The sequence below is a fragment of the Collinsella sp. AF08-23 genome, from assembly GCF_003479805.1.
In the GTDB taxonomy this organism is placed as follows: Bacteria; Actinomycetota; Coriobacteriia; order Coriobacteriales; family Coriobacteriaceae; genus Collinsella.
The window spans coordinates 66,550-81,244 of sequence record NZ_QUHV01000010.1; the positions used below are offsets into that span (position 1 = coordinate 66,550).

Below are 14,695 nucleotides of genomic sequence, written 5' to 3' on the forward strand. Positions count from 1 at the left end.
CGTAAAGGGGCTTCGCAGAGCGAAAAACGGGGATAATGGATGCAACGGCGCCCGATTGGAGGCGCCAGCCTGGCGGGGTTGCCATGTGCGCCGCTTCGCCCTCGATTGAAAGGTCCTGCCATGTCGACTGTCACCACCATTGCCAAAGGCAACGTCACCGCTCAGATATCATCCATGGGCGCCGAGCTCACAAGCTTCGTCGTAGATGACAGGGAGTATCTGTGGCAGGCTGATCCAACGTTTTGGGGCAAGCACGCACCGGTGCTGTTTCCCATCGTGGGCTCCATCCGTGGCGGGGAGGCAACGTGCTCAGAGGGCGCCTGCCGCATGGAACGCCACGGCCTCGCCCGCACCGCGGAGCACGCCGTCGTCGGCATGGCTGAGGATGGGTCTGCGGTGACGTTCGAGTACCGCGACACCCCCGAGACTCTCAAGGCCTACCCATATCACTTCAAGCTCAACATGACCTACGCAATCACGGGCGATGCCACGCTGACACAGACGTTCACCGTCACCAACACCGGCGACGTTGATCTGCCGTTCTCCGTTGGCGGCCACCCCGCGTTTAACGTTCCCGCGCCGGGCGCCGAGAGCGAGGACTTCGAGGATTACGTTTTCGAGTTCGCCGAGCCCTGGACGTGCACCGCACCTCGCATCGCCGAGGGCGGCCTCCTCACCTTCGATGAGTCCTTCGTCCCAGTCGAAAATTCGGACGTGCTGCCGGTTACGCGGAGCCTGTTCGCGCACGATGCCGTTATGCTCACCGATGTCCCCGGCGGAACGCTCACGCTGCGCGGCACCAAGAGCGGTCGCGGCATGCGTGTCGACTTCGCCGACTTCAAGTACATTGGTCTGTGGTCCGCCCAAGAGGGCAACTCGCCGTTCATCGCGCTGGAGCCTTGGACCGGCCATGCCACGCTCACGAGCGAGGACGACGTACTTGAGCATAAGCGCGACATCACGATCCTGGCGCCCGGCAAGACCGCGGAGTACAGCTTTAGCATGACCGCGCTTTAATGCTCGGACCGATCGCGTATACTCGGGCAAATCGCGTGCGCCGAGCGTGAACTGGGACAAGCTTTGTGCCGCATGAGAGAGCGTGCCGATGGGCGGGTCGTTGCCACGGGGCGGCGGCCCGCCGTGCGTGGGGCCATTTTCGTGCGAGGCGAGGCGTGGCTCAGCTGCGCACGTCGGAGCTTGAAGCGTTGTGCTGCAAAATTCCCTTTCAGTAAAAGCACCCTATCTAATTACTGAGATCTCCGGTTCCTCGCTACTGAGATCTCCGGTTCCTCGCGGAGCCACCGCGCTTCAAGTCCGACCCGTCGCGCGACCGGGTTCGTGCGTGTTCGGCCTCGTGGGACATCTTGGCGCTTATGCGCCGCCCGGCGCGTTGGATGGGCCGAACCACAGGGCGGGCAACTTTCTTGACAGGTTCGGGCATCTTGTGCGGATCGAATTCCGTGGGGCTCATGATGTTGAACCGGATGGACCACCAACGGATGAACATCGTGAGCGCGACGCTGATGAACGCAGCAGCGATGTTCCACATTCCCAGGCTTTCGATGAGCACCATATAGGTGATGGCGCCGGCGATTGCCGCCATAGCGTACAGGTTGCTGCGCCGGAAGATATAGGGTACGCGCGCAAGGCATATATCGCGCAGCATGCCGCCGCCCACGGCGGTGATGAAGCCCATCATCACGCAGGTGATGGGCGGGTAGCCGTATGCCATTGTTTTGTCGGCACCCATGACGGCGAACAGGCCGACGGCGAAGATGTCGAGAACGGAGATAAGCCGGTCGGGCTTTTCGACCATCCAGGGAAAGGCGAAGACGGCCGCCGCGGTGCCGATGGATACCGGCAGGGCGAGGGGTTGCTGCAGGATGTAGACGTTGTGCTCCTGAAGAATGACATCGCGGGTCAAGCCACCGCCCAGCGACACAAGCACGGCGAGGCCGATGGCGCCGATGAGGTCGAGCTTGTTTTCGCGCGCGGCGAGCACACCAGACGCCGCCGCCACGATGACGGCGACCATTTCGAACGCAATGGGGATCGGGACCATCTCTTCGCCCAAGGCCATCGCGTTGGCAGCGTGTGCAGTAACTGCCAAGACGGCTGGACTCATGGCTGGTCTCCCTTCACGATGCGCCTGCGATGCGAGCCTGCAGTGCACTTGCCCTGCGCGCCGACGCCCGCGCCTTCGATGCGCAGCGGTGCCTGCGCCTATCAATCTTAGCCGAGGTATGGCGCGGGGCGAAGTACGCATCGATATTTGGTCTGCGCGGCCGGGGTCCGTTTTGGATGTGAGGAATCGTGGGTTTGAAACAGAATGGGAGTTTCAAACCCACGATTCCTCACATAAAGGGGCATGGTAATGTGATTTATCATGGGTTTGAAATGATGCGTTCATTTCAAACCCGTCTTTTCTCACAAAGTGCGGAGCTCGGGCTGCCCAGGGGCCAGATGGGACTCGAGCTGCCCAAGGACCCGAGCTGCCGAGAGAGGCCAAGGCGCCAGATGGGGCACGCGATGGGTGCTTGGGCCCGGGCGGTGACGGGAGCCTGCTGGCGTTGACGGGTGCCCGCAGCCCTGACGGCACTTGCGGAGGGGCGATGGGCACCTAACGGGGGGGCGATGGGCGACAGGGCTCTATCGACCCGCTGGGTCTCTGCGGATTCCCGCCATGGTCACCGTCTTCCCGCGCCTATCGAAACGTGTTGCGCTGAGTGTGCTAAGTGTTTCGCTGAAGTTGGAAATCAAGAGGCCCGCCGGGTTTGGCAATCTTTCTCACAATTTCACTTGCGCGCGTGGGAAAGTACGGTACAATAGCCCCTGCATTCACGGAGAGTTGTCCGAGTGGCCGAAGGAGCACGATTGGAAATCGTGTAGGCGCCAAAAGCGTCTCCAGGGTTCAAATCCCTGACTCTCCGCCAGAACTTTCAGCGGCACGCATCCATATGGGTGACGTGCCGTTTTCACTTCTTACGGAGGAGTGGCAGAGTGGTTGAATGCGGCGGTCTCGAAAACCGTTTACGGGTACTCCCCGTACGAGGGTTCGAATCCCTCCTCCTCCGCCATTTTCGAAACAGAGGCGAGCCCGCGCGGCTCGCTTTTTCGTATCCCCTGCGTGGATTCGAACCCGTGAGGGGGCGGAGCTGAGGAAACGCGGCAGCGTTTTCCAGCGTAGCCCGCAAGCGCCGTAGGCGCGCAGCGAGGGGAGGGCGCGGAGCGCCCGGCGAATCCCTCCTCCTCCGCCATTTTCGAAACAGAGGCGAGCCCGCGCGGCTCGCTTTTTCGTTTACCTTGCATGGATTCGAACCCGCGAGGATCCTTACGGTTGACTTGCGCTCGTCTTAAGCCCTGCTTAATCCCGTGCACGCGCGTGTACAGGGGGCGTTCATCGGGATACACTGCATCTTGAAAAAGATGTCCAACATGGAGATGAGGCAGGATGAACGCACGAAACCTGGGATTTGTATCCTCATGGCATATGCTCACGCGCGATAAGGGCTGGCTTAAGCCGGTCCTGGTGCTGACGCTGGTGGGCTGGATTCCCATTTTGGGGCAGATTGCCCTGCTCGGCTATGGAATGGAATGGGCACGTCTCACCGCTTGGGGTGTAGACTCGGCACCCAAGCAGCGCGGGGTCGATTACGGCAAGGTGCTCTCCACCGGCGGCCGTGCGTTTTTGGTCACGATTTCGATGGGAATCGTGGTGGCACTGATTTTGCAGGTCGTGTTCCCCGGATCTTTGTATCTGCTCGTCTCCGGCCTGACGGGCGGCAACGCGGTGAGCACGATGCTCGCCGTAACGTCCGGTGCGACGTTCTCGTTGTTCACCATCTTCGCGAGTGGTCTTATGGGTTCGTTTTTGCAGGCGGCGTCGCTTCGTTCCACGTTGTACGACAGCTTTTCCGCGGGTTGGCGTCTCGACCGCCTCTTCCAGATGATCGGCCGCGATTTCGGCGGATTTCTACATACGTTTGGCGTCGTGTTCATAGGTGGGCTTATCTCGGGCGCCTATGCGTTCATCGTCACGCTTGTTTGCGGTCTGGTTGCCGTGGGCAGCCTCATGAGCGCCACCGCATTCATGGGCATCTCGGGGTCCTATATGAGCGGTTGGCATTTCATTCTCGAACGGCTGCTGCAGATCGGCGCTGGTCCGCTGCTGCTGTTCTTGCTGTGCGTCATCGCCCTCACGTTTATTGGCGGAGTGATCAGCACCGCAATGAGCCTGGTTTCGATGAACGCGATGGGACAGTGGTTCTGCCGCTTTGACGTGGACCGCTGGGGTGTTTCGGGCGATCCGTTGCCTGCTGACGTGCCGCATCGGGATGGCTACGCGTCTGGCGTGCAGTCCGCTCCCGTTCCCCCCGTCACCCCTGCAGGCGCGACGAATACCGATTTCGTTACCGAGCCGTCCACGTCCGTTCCCGCCGAGCCGTCTGCCCATGCGGCGCAGGAGCCCGCCGCATCGCCTGTAGAGCCGTCGACCCCGCAGGCTGACCCGGTTACGCCCTTGTCGGAGGATGCCGATATTCCCGTCGATCCGGTTGTTCCCTTGGACGCGGAGGAGGGCTCTTGCCCGTCCAGCGATGCGGCAAGTTGCACCGACTCCTCGGGCGAGTCCGAGCAGGGGAGCGCGGAGGATTCTAAGGAGCCTATCCTTTTGGGCCCCATTACCTCGGATGATGAGGCCGAGGACAAATAAGGTCCGGAAAAGACCCGGTACCTTGTGTGCATCGTGTGAAGACGACGTGAGCCCCCGTGCGTGGTAGTTCTGAGGAGAACCCACGTACGGGGGCCATTGCATGGCGGGGTCGACGTGCCGATGACCTGCGAGGGCGTGGGTCGTGTCGGATGATGCGGAAAGGGCGGTCAGGGCTTGCGCTGCAAAACGCAGAATTGTGTCGGGATGGCGTGGCATGCTGGTGCCATGGCGGATCACACACGCGAGCGCCGGGGCAGAGGCTCTTGCATTTGTGGAGGTCATGGGGTGGATGATGGGGCACCTTGCAAGATGTGCAGACTCGGCTATAGTTAGCACGTCTTTTCCTGCTTCGGGCGCACCTTCACGACCCGAAGCCGTTTGTCCAGAGGAGGTGACCACATGAAGGCTTATGAACTGCTGTTCTTCGTTAACCCCAACCTCGATCCCGAGACTCGTCTCGCCGTGATGAAGCGCATCGACACCACGATCGCCGAGGGCAATGGTAAGGTTGACAACGTCGACGAGTGGGGCAAGCGCAAGCTCGCTTACGAGATCGACAAGCTCACCGAAGGTGACTACACCCTCATCAACTTCCATGCAGACCCGGCTTCCATCGCGGAGCTCGATCGCGTGCTTCGTATTACCGACGCCGTGATCCGCCACATGATCGTCCGTCGCGACGACCAGGAGTAGGTCATTTGTATGGATGCGGCACCCATATGCGCCGCATGAGAGGTAGTGAACACGTATGAGCATCAACCGAGTCAACATTTCCGGTAATCTTACCCGCGATCCCGAGTTGCGCGTTACTTCTGGCGGCACGCAGGTCCTGAGCTTCGGCGTGGCCGTCAACGACCGTCGCCGGAATCCTCAGACGGGCGAGTGGGAGGACTACCCGAACTTCGTGGACTGCACGATGTTCGGCACCCGCGCGGAGGCCGTGAAGCGCTATCTCTCGAAGGGGTCGAAGGTCGCGATCGAGGGCAAGCTCCGTTACAGCTCTTGGGAGCGTGACGGTCAGCGCCGCAGCAAGCTCGAGGTCATCGTCGATGAGATCGAGTTCATGTCCCGCGGTCAGCAGGGCGATGCGGGTGGTTATGCGCCTGCCCCGTCCTACGGTCAGCAGGGCGGCTACGCTCCTGCGTCCGCTCCGCAGCAGGCTCCGGCGCCCATGGCGGCTCCGGTTCCCCCTGCGGTCGACGTCTACGATGAGGACATCCCGTTCTAGGGGTGATTTGTAGTTGACGGCACGGCATAAGCCGAGCCGTCGTTCACGAAAGGTATTGAGACATGGCTAATGATTATTCTGCCCGTCAGCCGCGTCGCAAGTACTGCCAGTTCTGTAAGGAGGGCACTGAGTATATCGACTACAAGGATACTCAGCTCCTCCGCAAGTACATGACCGACCGCGGCAAGATCAAGCCGCGCCGCGTCACTGGCGCCTGCACGCAGCATCAGCACGACATCGCGAACGCCATCAAGCGCGCCCGCGAGATGGCTCTCCTGCCGTACGCCGTGCCCGTGGTGTCCACCCGCGGTCCTCGCGAGAAGAAGTAGGGAGGGTACCCATGAAAGTTGTTCTGCTTGACGAGATCAAGGGCAAGGGCGGCGAGGGCGACATCATCGACGTCGCTCAGGGTTACGCCGAGAACTACCTGATTCCGCAGAAGCTCGCCGTTGCTGCTACCAAGGGTAACCTCAAGCAGCTCGAGGAGCGCCGCAAGAATATCGAGAAGCGCGAAGCCGTCCGTCTTGCCGATGCTGAGGCTCTCAAGGCCAAGCTCGAGGGCCAGAAGGTCCTCGTCGATGCCAAGGTCGGCGAGGAGGGCATCCTCTTCGGTTCCGTCACCGCCGCCATGATCGCCGACGCGATCAAGGCCCAGCTGGACGTCGAGGTCGACCGCAAGCGCATCGAGCTCGGTAAGCCGATTAAGGTTGCCGGCGCTCACGAGGTGTCCATCTCCATTTACCGCGAGATCCGCACCTCCATCATCGTCCTCGTGGGCGTTGAGGAGGCCGAGGCTGACGAGGCCGAGGCTGAGGTTGTTGCCGAGGAGACTGCCGAGGTTGAGACCGAGGCTGCCGCCGAGTAGCACGTGCCGCACGCATAGCATATAGCGACTCGAATGGGGTCCCGTGCCAAGCGCGGGACCCCATTTTGCTGTTGGGCCGATGCGGGCGCGCCAAATGAGGACGTGATCCACTGGCGCCCCGATGGCGCTCGAGGGGTCACTGCCGGACTCAAGGCACGCGTGCCATCGGGGCGCGTGCCGGTGTGTGCGGCTTGGGCCTGCGCGGGAATCAGTCAACAGCGGTGTTCAGCGTGTTTTCAGTCTGCGCTCATGACGGAAAGATTGGTAGGTACCACAAATACCAGTCTGAATAAGACCTGATAAAAATGTGGAAGGTATCTTCTGGTTGTAACCAGTACTGACCGTTTGCCGATGATAATCGGCCGTTGGCGGTGCCCCCCCCCCCTCGTATCTAAACCACTTACCCGCTTGGGATATGGTCAATCTGTTTAATTGGGGGCGGACTGTGCAGATGGTCCGCAAGTGAGGAAAGGGGGGTGCGGATGAGGAAGAGCAGATTTGCGACAGTTGCCGCTTTTGCAGTAGCTGGCGTGCTCAGTTTTTCTGCTCCGGCGCAGGCAATGGCGGCGGGTTACGGTAGCGTAATCGCCAATAAAACCGGTGATACCGTCACAATGGGAAACGATGCGATATCGCGTACGTGGTCCATCAAGGACGGTGTCCTCAAGACCACCGAAATAAACAACAAGCTTGGAAAATCGAAATTCACGCCTCAGGAGGGCTCCGAGGAGTTCTATATCGAGCAGCTCGTTGAGAGTTCTCGCGTGGAGCCAAGTGAGGCGCTGACGAGTGTCAAACCCGCTGGGAAGGCGCCCGCGACGGCGACCGTCGAGGTTTCGTCGACTATGGACGAGGCGGGGAACGCCGCCGCAAACGCGATTGACGGCGATCCTGCCACCTACTGGTGCTCCGAAGACACCAAGGGCGGGCAGTCGATAATCATCAACTTTGACGGTGCGAAGACTGTCGCGTCCTTTGAATACACGCCGCGCGTAAGCGGAACCAACTGGGACTGCACCGGTCGTATCAAGAAGTACGTCCTTGAGTATAAGCAGGGCGACGCTTGGACTGAGGCTGCGCGGGGCGAGTTCAACGCTACTGGCAAGACTGCGGTTCAGCTGAACAAGGCCGTTACCACCACGGCGCTTCGCCTCACGGCGACTGAGTCCCATCACTGGGATGCTAACAAAATCAACACCGCGATCAACGTCGCTGAGTTCGACGCCAAGGACGCCGCTGGCAAGAGTGTGGTCACCGCCAGTGCCACCACCTCGTGGTCTGCCGAGGCGAGCTCGGTGCAGAACGGTGACGGCGGCGGTGTCGCCGCGCTGTTCGACGGCAACGTTGGCACCTACTTCCACTCTCGCTACAACAACGATGGCACGGGCACTACGAACCAGATGCCCGTGGACATCACCATCGATCGCGGCGAGGGTGCCAAGTCCGCCTTCCAGACCGTCGGTTACGCCGGTCGTCCGGGCAGCGCCACCTCGAACGGCAATGTGCAGAAGTTCGAGCTGTACGTTGCGGACAGCAAGAGCGACCTTTATAAGGAGACCAGCAAGAAGGGCTCCTTTACGGTCGACTACGCCGGTGCCTACGATGGCAACACGTCCAAGATGATCTACTTTGGTCTCGATGAGGCACAGAGCGGTCGCTATGTGGGCTTCCGCGTGACGCAGGGCGCGAACGGCAACTTTGTCTCCGGATCTGAGCTCGACTTGTTCGCCGAGAAGTTCACCTCCGTTCCCAAGGGCGAGGGTTCGGGCTTTGCCGCCAGCAAGCTCAAACTCAAGGACGTGGCGATTTCCGATACCACGGACAAGCCCGGCAAGATGATCGCCTTCACCTTTGACGCCGCCCAGTTCGGCTCCGCCGACGGCACCGTGGTGGAGAAGGTCGTCATGTACGACGGCGACCACTTCATGCGCAAGTTCCTCGAGGTCAAGCTTGAGGACGAAACGGCTCGCATCAACTTCATCGACGGCGAGCACATCGTCACGTCGAGCGATGACACCATGTGGACGGTCCCCAAGGAGTCCGGCGTCGTGCAGATGGACGCTGCCAAGGCGACGCTCGGCCAGCCCATCTACGTGAACGGCCTGTTCATGGGCTCGGAGTTCCCCGAGACCGACACGCAGATTGCCGACAGCCTGGGCCGCACCCGCTATTGGACGGGCAAGAACTTCGCCGATTTCAAGCGCGACAACCAGCTCACCACGGACGGAAAGTACGTCTCGTGGCAGACGGTCTGCGGTGCCACCCACTCGAACGGCTCCGACATGAACGTTGTCCAGTCCGACTTCTACGCCTACATCACGAGCATCTCCAAGCCGAGTGAGTTCCGCATCCAGTACAACTCCTGGTTCGACAACATGATGTTCATCGACGACGAGAACATCATCGAGTCGTTCAAGGCCGTGGATAAGCAGCTCTCCGAGACCGGCGTGCGCCCGCTCGAGTCCTACGTGGTCGACGATGGCTGGAACCAGTACCGCAAGAACGAGACGCAGTACACCACGGGCGACGATCTGCGCAGGAACGGCTCGGTTGACGGCAAGTACGGCGTCAACAACACCGGTTTCTGGCAGTTCAATAACAAGTTCCCCGACGGTCTGACCCCGTCTTCGAACTTGGTGCGCAAGCTCGGCTCCAACTTTGGTGTTTGGATCGGCCCGCGCGGCGGCTACAACTACTACGGCAACCTTGCCTCGATCATCCAGGATGCGGGTAAGGGCTCCTCTGCCGGCGGCTCCATCGACGTGGCCGACCAGCGCTACGTGACCAACTTCACCGACATGGCCGTTACGTGGATGGAAGATTACGGCGTCAACTACTGGAAGTGGGACGGCTTTGCCGACAGCGCCCAGTACGGCGCCTTTGCCTCGGGCGAGAGCGCCGTGGGCTATGACGAGGCTCACCAGCATATGTACGGTGGTCCCAACGGGTACTTCCACGCCACCGACCTGTGGGAGAAGTGGATCGTCCTGTTCGACAAGGTGTGGGAGACCGCCAGCACCGAGCAGATCGAGGATCTGTGGATCTCGCTCACCTGCTACGTCAACCCCAGCCCGTGGTTCCTGCAGTGGTCCAACTCCGTGTGGATCCAGTGCGTGGGCGACCGCGGCGAGGTCCACGGCGGCGCGGGCAACGACAAGATGAACACCATGCTCACGTACCGTGACGCCTGCTACTACGAGTTCATCAACTCCAACCAGTTCCAGTTCCCGCTCGCAAACCTCTACAACCACGATCCGATCTACGGCAAAGAGGGCACCGGCATCACCGCCGACTCCATGGACGGCGAGCAGTTCCGTAATTACCTGTTCATGCAGGGCACGCGCGGCACCGCCTTCTGGGAGCTCTACTACTCCGACTCGCTCTTCAACGACGAGAAGTACCTCATCAACGCCGACTTCCTCGCATGGGAAGAGGGCAACTTCGACATGCTCCGCAACGCCAAGTGGATCGGCGGCGACCCCGCGTCGAACGCTGGCTTGACGAGCAATCCCACGGTCAACACGCCCGGTACGCAGGAGGCCTACGGCTTCTCAGGTTTCAACACCGCGGGCAACGAGGGCATCATCTCCATGCGCAACCCGGCTAACGCCGAGCGCACCATCGAGTTCACCCTCGACGCCGGCATTGGCTGCACCGAGGATGGCACCTATCAGGTCGTGCGCGACCACGTGTACACCCAGGGTGGCAAGAGCGCTGCCGAGGCACCCAGGACCATCGCCAAGGGCCAGAAGGTCTCCGTGACCCTGAAGCCCGGCGAGACCCAGATTTGGCACCTCTCCAAGGGTGGTGACACAACGGCGCCTACCTTTGAGCGCCTGTACAACGAGGGCAATACGACGCTGCGCGTTCAGGCTTCCGAGCACGTGTACAATACCCAGCTCGAGGTGCTGATCGACGGTAAGAAGGTGGAGCTGGCCGAGGACGCCATCACCGCCTACGCCGACCTCAAGACCTTTGACATCACCCTGCCTGCCGCTCCCGCCAACGGCGCGGCGGTCGAGATCAAGGCGATTGCCGGTGCCGATTCTGCCGGCAACACGTTTGAGGGCTCCATTGTTCGTACCTTCCATGCCGACGGCCTCATCCTCACAGGGACGCGTGCCGCTGGTTCCGTGGAGGGTCCGAATGGCTTTACCGTTGTGGCGACCGTCAAGGACGCCGCAGCGGATACCGTCCTGCTCTCCCAGGGCGATCAGTGGGCGCTCGGTATCGATGCCGAAGGCAAGGCCTACTTCACCGTTAACGGTGTGACCGCCACGTCCGAAAGCACCGTCTCCGGCATCACGACCATCAGCGGTGCCCGTGAGAACAACGGTATGCTCAAGTTGTACGTGAACGGCGAGATTTCCGGCAACGGCTACGATGTCGAGAAGACCGCTGGTTACAGCATCAAGGCGGGCGAGATCAAGGTCGATGCCGCCGCGACCGATTACAAGGTGTACGACCGCGCACTGGGCTACGACGAGGTTCCGGCCTCTCCGCTCGAGGACCTTATTGCCGAGACCCGCGCCCTCAAGGACAAGGTGACCGCCGAGTCCTGGGCCGCGGCGAACATGGATGCTCTGCTTGAGCAGGCCGAGGAGGCCTTGAAGAGTGGCGACACCGCTGCCCAGCAGGCTGCCTATGACGCACTGCGCGCCGCCCGTGCCAAGCTGGTTCCCGGCCTGGGCGAGCCCGAGTTCGTGAACCACGCAAAGGGCAAGAACGCCTCCGCGCACTGGACCGCGGATGATTCCGCCGCCGAGAACAACCCCGATCGTCCTGCGAGCATGGCGGTCGATGGCGAGAAGGGCTCGAGCGCCATGTATGGCGAGTTCGGCCATGACGACCGCGCTGAGAGCTCGTATCTCCAGGTCGATCTGGGGGCCATTGAGGACGTGACGGGCATCAACCTGGTCCGCTTCTACAGCGACGGCCGCACGTATCCCAACACCACCATCGTCCTTTCCGAGGACGAGACGTTCGACGCGGACGACACGATCGTCTACAACTCCGATGCCGACAACAAGAACGGCTTTGGCAAGGGTGAAGACGAGGCGTACGCCGAGACCGCCGAGGGCAAATCGTTCGACGTCGCCCGTGGAACGAAGGCGCGGTACGTGCGCGTGTACATGAACGGCAACACGCGCCCTGGCCATACCGGTAATACGAACCACGTCGTTGAGCTTGAGGTCATGGGTCCCGAGCAGCAGACGCTGGGCGATCCGTTTGGCATCGAGAAGCTCGATGCGATCATCGCCCAGGCAAAGACCGCCCTTGAGAACAAGGACAGCTACACTGCCGATTCGGTGGCGCAACTTGAGACCGCGCTGAAATCCGCCGAGGAGTTTGCGGCCAAGGTCCGCGCCGAGATCGAGGCGGGCACGTTTGAGACCACCTATGGTGAGTTCGACGCCGCGTGTGATGCGCTGCAGAAGGCCATCGACGCGCTGGAGCTCGCTAAGCCCGAGTCCCAGCAGGAGCACACGGTGACCTTCGACTACGGCTACGAGGGCGTGGCGCCCGAGTCCGTTACCGTTGTCGATGGCAAGGCGGTTACCAAGCCGAACGACCCGATCCGCGCGGGCTACGTCTTTAAGGGTTGGACGCTCAACGGCAAGGTCTACGACTTCTCTGCTGCCGTTACAGGTGACATCACGCTCGTGGCGCAGTGGGAGAAGGCCGGAAGCACCAATCCGGACGACCCCTCGAAGCCCGGCTCTGGAACCACCGAGCCCTCCAAGCCTGGTACGGGCCTTCCCGGCACGGGCGACTCTACGCTCCTGATGGTGGGCGGCATCGCGATCGTGGGCATCGGCATTGCCGCTGCTGGCCTCGCGCTTGCTAAGCACCGGAGGTAGTTCAAGCTGCAGGTTGCAGCATAGGGACATTACGAACCCTATTCCCTTGGGACCCCGCATCGTTGTGCGGGGTCCTTTTTGCTGTCGCTTCCGTGGGAAAACTTGAGAGAAATCCACAGGGCCTGTGTCTTGGCGTGCGAACATGTGAAAAAGTCCCAGTTGGAAGGGGCTGGGCTCAAGTTCAAGTACCACTTCAAGGTTGCAAGCCCTCTACCAGCGAACATACTCAAAAAGTGGCCTTTACCTGCGTGTTCACCGAATCATCATATAAGCTGTATGCAAAGAAACCTTCTCTAGCTGGTAAAACGTTGAAAACTGCAGGTCAGAACTGCATCTGTGGAAAACCATCACGGGTCATCGTACAAAAATGTGGAAAACGTTGATAACCCATGCGCGCCCAGATGGAGAAGCCGACTTTTCAACATCCGTCTGTGGAGTGCGCTCTGTCCCCACAAAACGCTTGACTTGAGCTGGGATTGTGCTTTTCGGAATCGTGGGGATACCCTACCATTGGTTGTCCAGCCATATTGCGGGCCTCACCTTGGGTGCCTGCGTGAAGAATGTGGGGAAGGAGCGCGCGTGGAGATCGTGAGCGACGGATGGTCGCAGACCGGTTCTGCCGATTTGGGAGCCCTTAAGGGGTTGCCCAACAACATAGAGGCCGAAGGCAACGTCTTAGCCGCCATGATGCTCTCGGGCGAGGTTGTCGAGGAGGCCCTCGTCGAGCTGCTCCCCGATGACTTCTACCGTCCCTCGCACAAGACGATCTTCACGGCGATGTCCGGCATGTACGAGAGCAGCATGCCCATCGACTCCATCTCGCTCATCGACTATCTGCGCTCCATCGACAAGCTTGAATCGGTGGGCGGCGAGGCCTATATCCTCGAACTCATGGGCAACACGCTCGCGCTTGCGCACTGGCAGCATCATGCCGAGATCGTGCGTCGCGATGCCATGCTGCGCGAGATCATTGGCGCGACCAATCAGATCAGCGCGCTCGCCTACGATTCTCCGCTCGACACCAAGGAGGTCATCGAGCGCGCCGAGTCCATGCTGCTCTCGGTCACCGAGCGCGAGGTCAAGAGCTCGTACAAGGGTCTCACGGACTTCATGACCGAGGCGTATCAGGAGGCCGAGGAGGTCGCGCGCGCGGGCGGCGACGTCCATGGCGCCCCCACCGGATATCCCAGCCTCGACCGCATGCTCATGGGCCTGCGCGAGGGCCAGCTCGTGGTCCTGGGTGCCCGCCCGGCAGTCGGTAAGACCTCGTTCGCACTCAACTTGGCACTCAACGCCGCCGCCGATGGCTACACGGTCGGCTTCTTCTCCCTGGAGATGAGCGGCAAGGAAATCGCGCAGCGCTTCATTTGCGCTCAGGCCATGGTCAACATGTCGAACTTTCGTACCGGCCGCATCTCGCCCGAGGAGTGGGCGAACATCAACGAGGCGATCGGCGAGCTCAGCCGCCTCGATATCCTCATTGACGACACGCCGGGCACCACGGTCACCGAGATCCGCGCCAAGGCGCGCCGTATGCTCCACAACAAGGAGCGGGCCGTCATCATCCTGGACTACCTGCAGCTGGTGAATCCTCCGGCGGGCAAGAACTACAACGGCAACCGCGCCGTCGAGGTCTCCGAGATGAGTCGTGGCCTCAAGATCATGGCCAAGGAGCTCGGCGTCCCCGTGATCATGCTCTCCCAGCTCAACCGTTCGCTCGAGGGACGTACGGGCAAGCGCCCGCAAATGAGCGACCTGCGTGAATCGGGCTCCATCGAGCAGGACGCCGACATCGTCATGCTGTTGGACCGCTCGAGCACCGAGAGCGAGGCAGAGCGAGAAGACCGCCCGGACTTTGGCATCACGCGCGTGATCGTGGCGAAGAACCGTTCGGGCCCCATCGGAGATGTGGACCTGATGTTCCTGCCCGCTTCCACGAAGTTCTACGAGATTGACGAACACGCCGCCGAGTAATGCGCGTTCAGCCCAACCCCATTACAGTCTGAAATAGGCCATCGATAAATTTCGAT

9 protein-coding genes and 2 tRNA genes are annotated in these 14,695 nt (G+C 61.1%); 10 read left to right on the forward strand and 1 reads right to left on the reverse strand.

Going from position 1 to position 14,695, the window contains the following annotated elements:
- Positions 1-120 precede the first annotated feature (120 nt).
- Complete coding sequence (locus tag DWV48_RS06830) at positions 121-1,017, forward strand: aldose 1-epimerase family protein (RefSeq protein ID WP_118654068.1); 897 nt, start codon at positions 121-123, stop codon at positions 1,015-1,017.
- A gap of 253 nt (positions 1,018-1,270) precedes the next feature.
- Here DWV48_RS06830 and DWV48_RS06835 read toward each other — a convergent pair whose 3' ends face one another.
- On the reverse strand, positions 1,271-2,125 hold the full coding sequence (locus DWV48_RS06835; protein WP_118654069.1) for a trimeric intracellular cation channel family protein: 855 nt from the start codon (positions 2,123-2,125) through the stop codon (positions 1,271-1,273).
- Between the two features lie 717 nt (positions 2,126-2,842).
- Here DWV48_RS06835 and DWV48_RS06840 point away from each other — a divergent pair.
- The 9 genes from DWV48_RS06840 (at position 2,843) to dnaB (ending at position 14,639) form a co-directional block, all read left to right on the forward strand.
- Positions 2,843-2,933, forward strand: a tRNA-Ser gene (locus DWV48_RS06840).
- 53 nt (positions 2,934-2,986) lie between these two features.
- Positions 2,987-3,077: transfer RNA gene (locus DWV48_RS06845), tRNA-Ser, on the forward strand.
- 413 nt (positions 3,078-3,490) lie between these two features.
- The gene (locus tag DWV48_RS06850; RefSeq protein ID WP_233546211.1) at positions 3,491-4,711 is read left to right on the forward strand and encodes a DUF4013 domain-containing protein; all 1,221 of its coding nucleotides are present in this window, start codon (positions 3,491-3,493) and stop codon (positions 4,709-4,711) included.
- Positions 4,712-5,110: 399 nt separating this feature from the next.
- Positions 5,111-5,404, forward strand: coding sequence for a 30S ribosomal protein S6 (gene rpsF, locus DWV48_RS06855; RefSeq protein ID WP_118654071.1), 294 nt, complete (start codon positions 5,111-5,113; stop codon positions 5,402-5,404).
- 55 nt (positions 5,405-5,459) lie between these two features.
- Positions 5,460-5,939 (forward strand): single-stranded DNA-binding protein, encoded by a 480-nt coding sequence (locus DWV48_RS06860; RefSeq protein ID WP_118654072.1) that lies wholly within the window; start codon positions 5,460-5,462, stop codon positions 5,937-5,939.
- 62 nt (positions 5,940-6,001) lie between these two features.
- Positions 6,002-6,268: a 30S ribosomal protein S18 gene (gene rpsR, locus DWV48_RS06865; protein WP_006721901.1), complete on the forward strand. Its 267-nt coding sequence runs from the start codon at positions 6,002-6,004 to the stop codon at positions 6,266-6,268.
- Between the two features lie 11 nt (positions 6,269-6,279).
- Entirely contained in the window at positions 6,280-6,804 is a 525-nt protein-coding gene (rplI, locus tag DWV48_RS06870; protein WP_118654073.1) for a 50S ribosomal protein L9, read from the forward strand.
- 482 nt (positions 6,805-7,286) lie between these two features.
- Entirely contained in the window at positions 7,287-12,665 is a 5,379-nt protein-coding gene (locus DWV48_RS06875; protein ID WP_118654074.1) for a discoidin domain-containing protein, read from the forward strand.
- 579 nt (positions 12,666-13,244) lie between these two features.
- A complete protein-coding gene (gene dnaB, locus DWV48_RS06880) occupies positions 13,245-14,639 on the forward strand; it encodes a replicative DNA helicase (protein ID WP_199588915.1) in 1,395 nt (464 codons plus the stop codon).
- Positions 14,640-14,695 lie beyond the last annotated feature (56 nt).

Coding starts and splice junctions, on each gene's coding strand:
- DWV48_RS06830 (WP_118654068.1), top strand. CDS start 121: ATGTCGACTGTCACCACCATTGCCAAAGGCAACGTCACCGCTCAGATA.
- DWV48_RS06835 (WP_118654069.1), bottom strand. CDS start 2,125: ATGAGTCCAGCCGTCTTGGCAGTTACTGCACACGCTGCCAACGCGATG.
- DWV48_RS06850 (WP_233546211.1), top strand. CDS start 3,491: ATGCTCACGCGCGATAAGGGCTGGCTTAAGCCGGTCCTGGTGCTGACG.
- rpsF (WP_118654071.1), top strand. CDS start 5,111: ATGAAGGCTTATGAACTGCTGTTCTTCGTTAACCCCAACCTCGATCCC.
- DWV48_RS06860 (WP_118654072.1), top strand. CDS start 5,460: ATGAGCATCAACCGAGTCAACATTTCCGGTAATCTTACCCGCGATCCC.
- rpsR (WP_006721901.1), top strand. CDS start 6,002: ATGGCTAATGATTATTCTGCCCGTCAGCCGCGTCGCAAGTACTGCCAG.
- rplI (WP_118654073.1), top strand. CDS start 6,280: ATGAAAGTTGTTCTGCTTGACGAGATCAAGGGCAAGGGCGGCGAGGGC.
- DWV48_RS06875 (WP_118654074.1), top strand. CDS start 7,287: ATGAGGAAGAGCAGATTTGCGACAGTTGCCGCTTTTGCAGTAGCTGGC.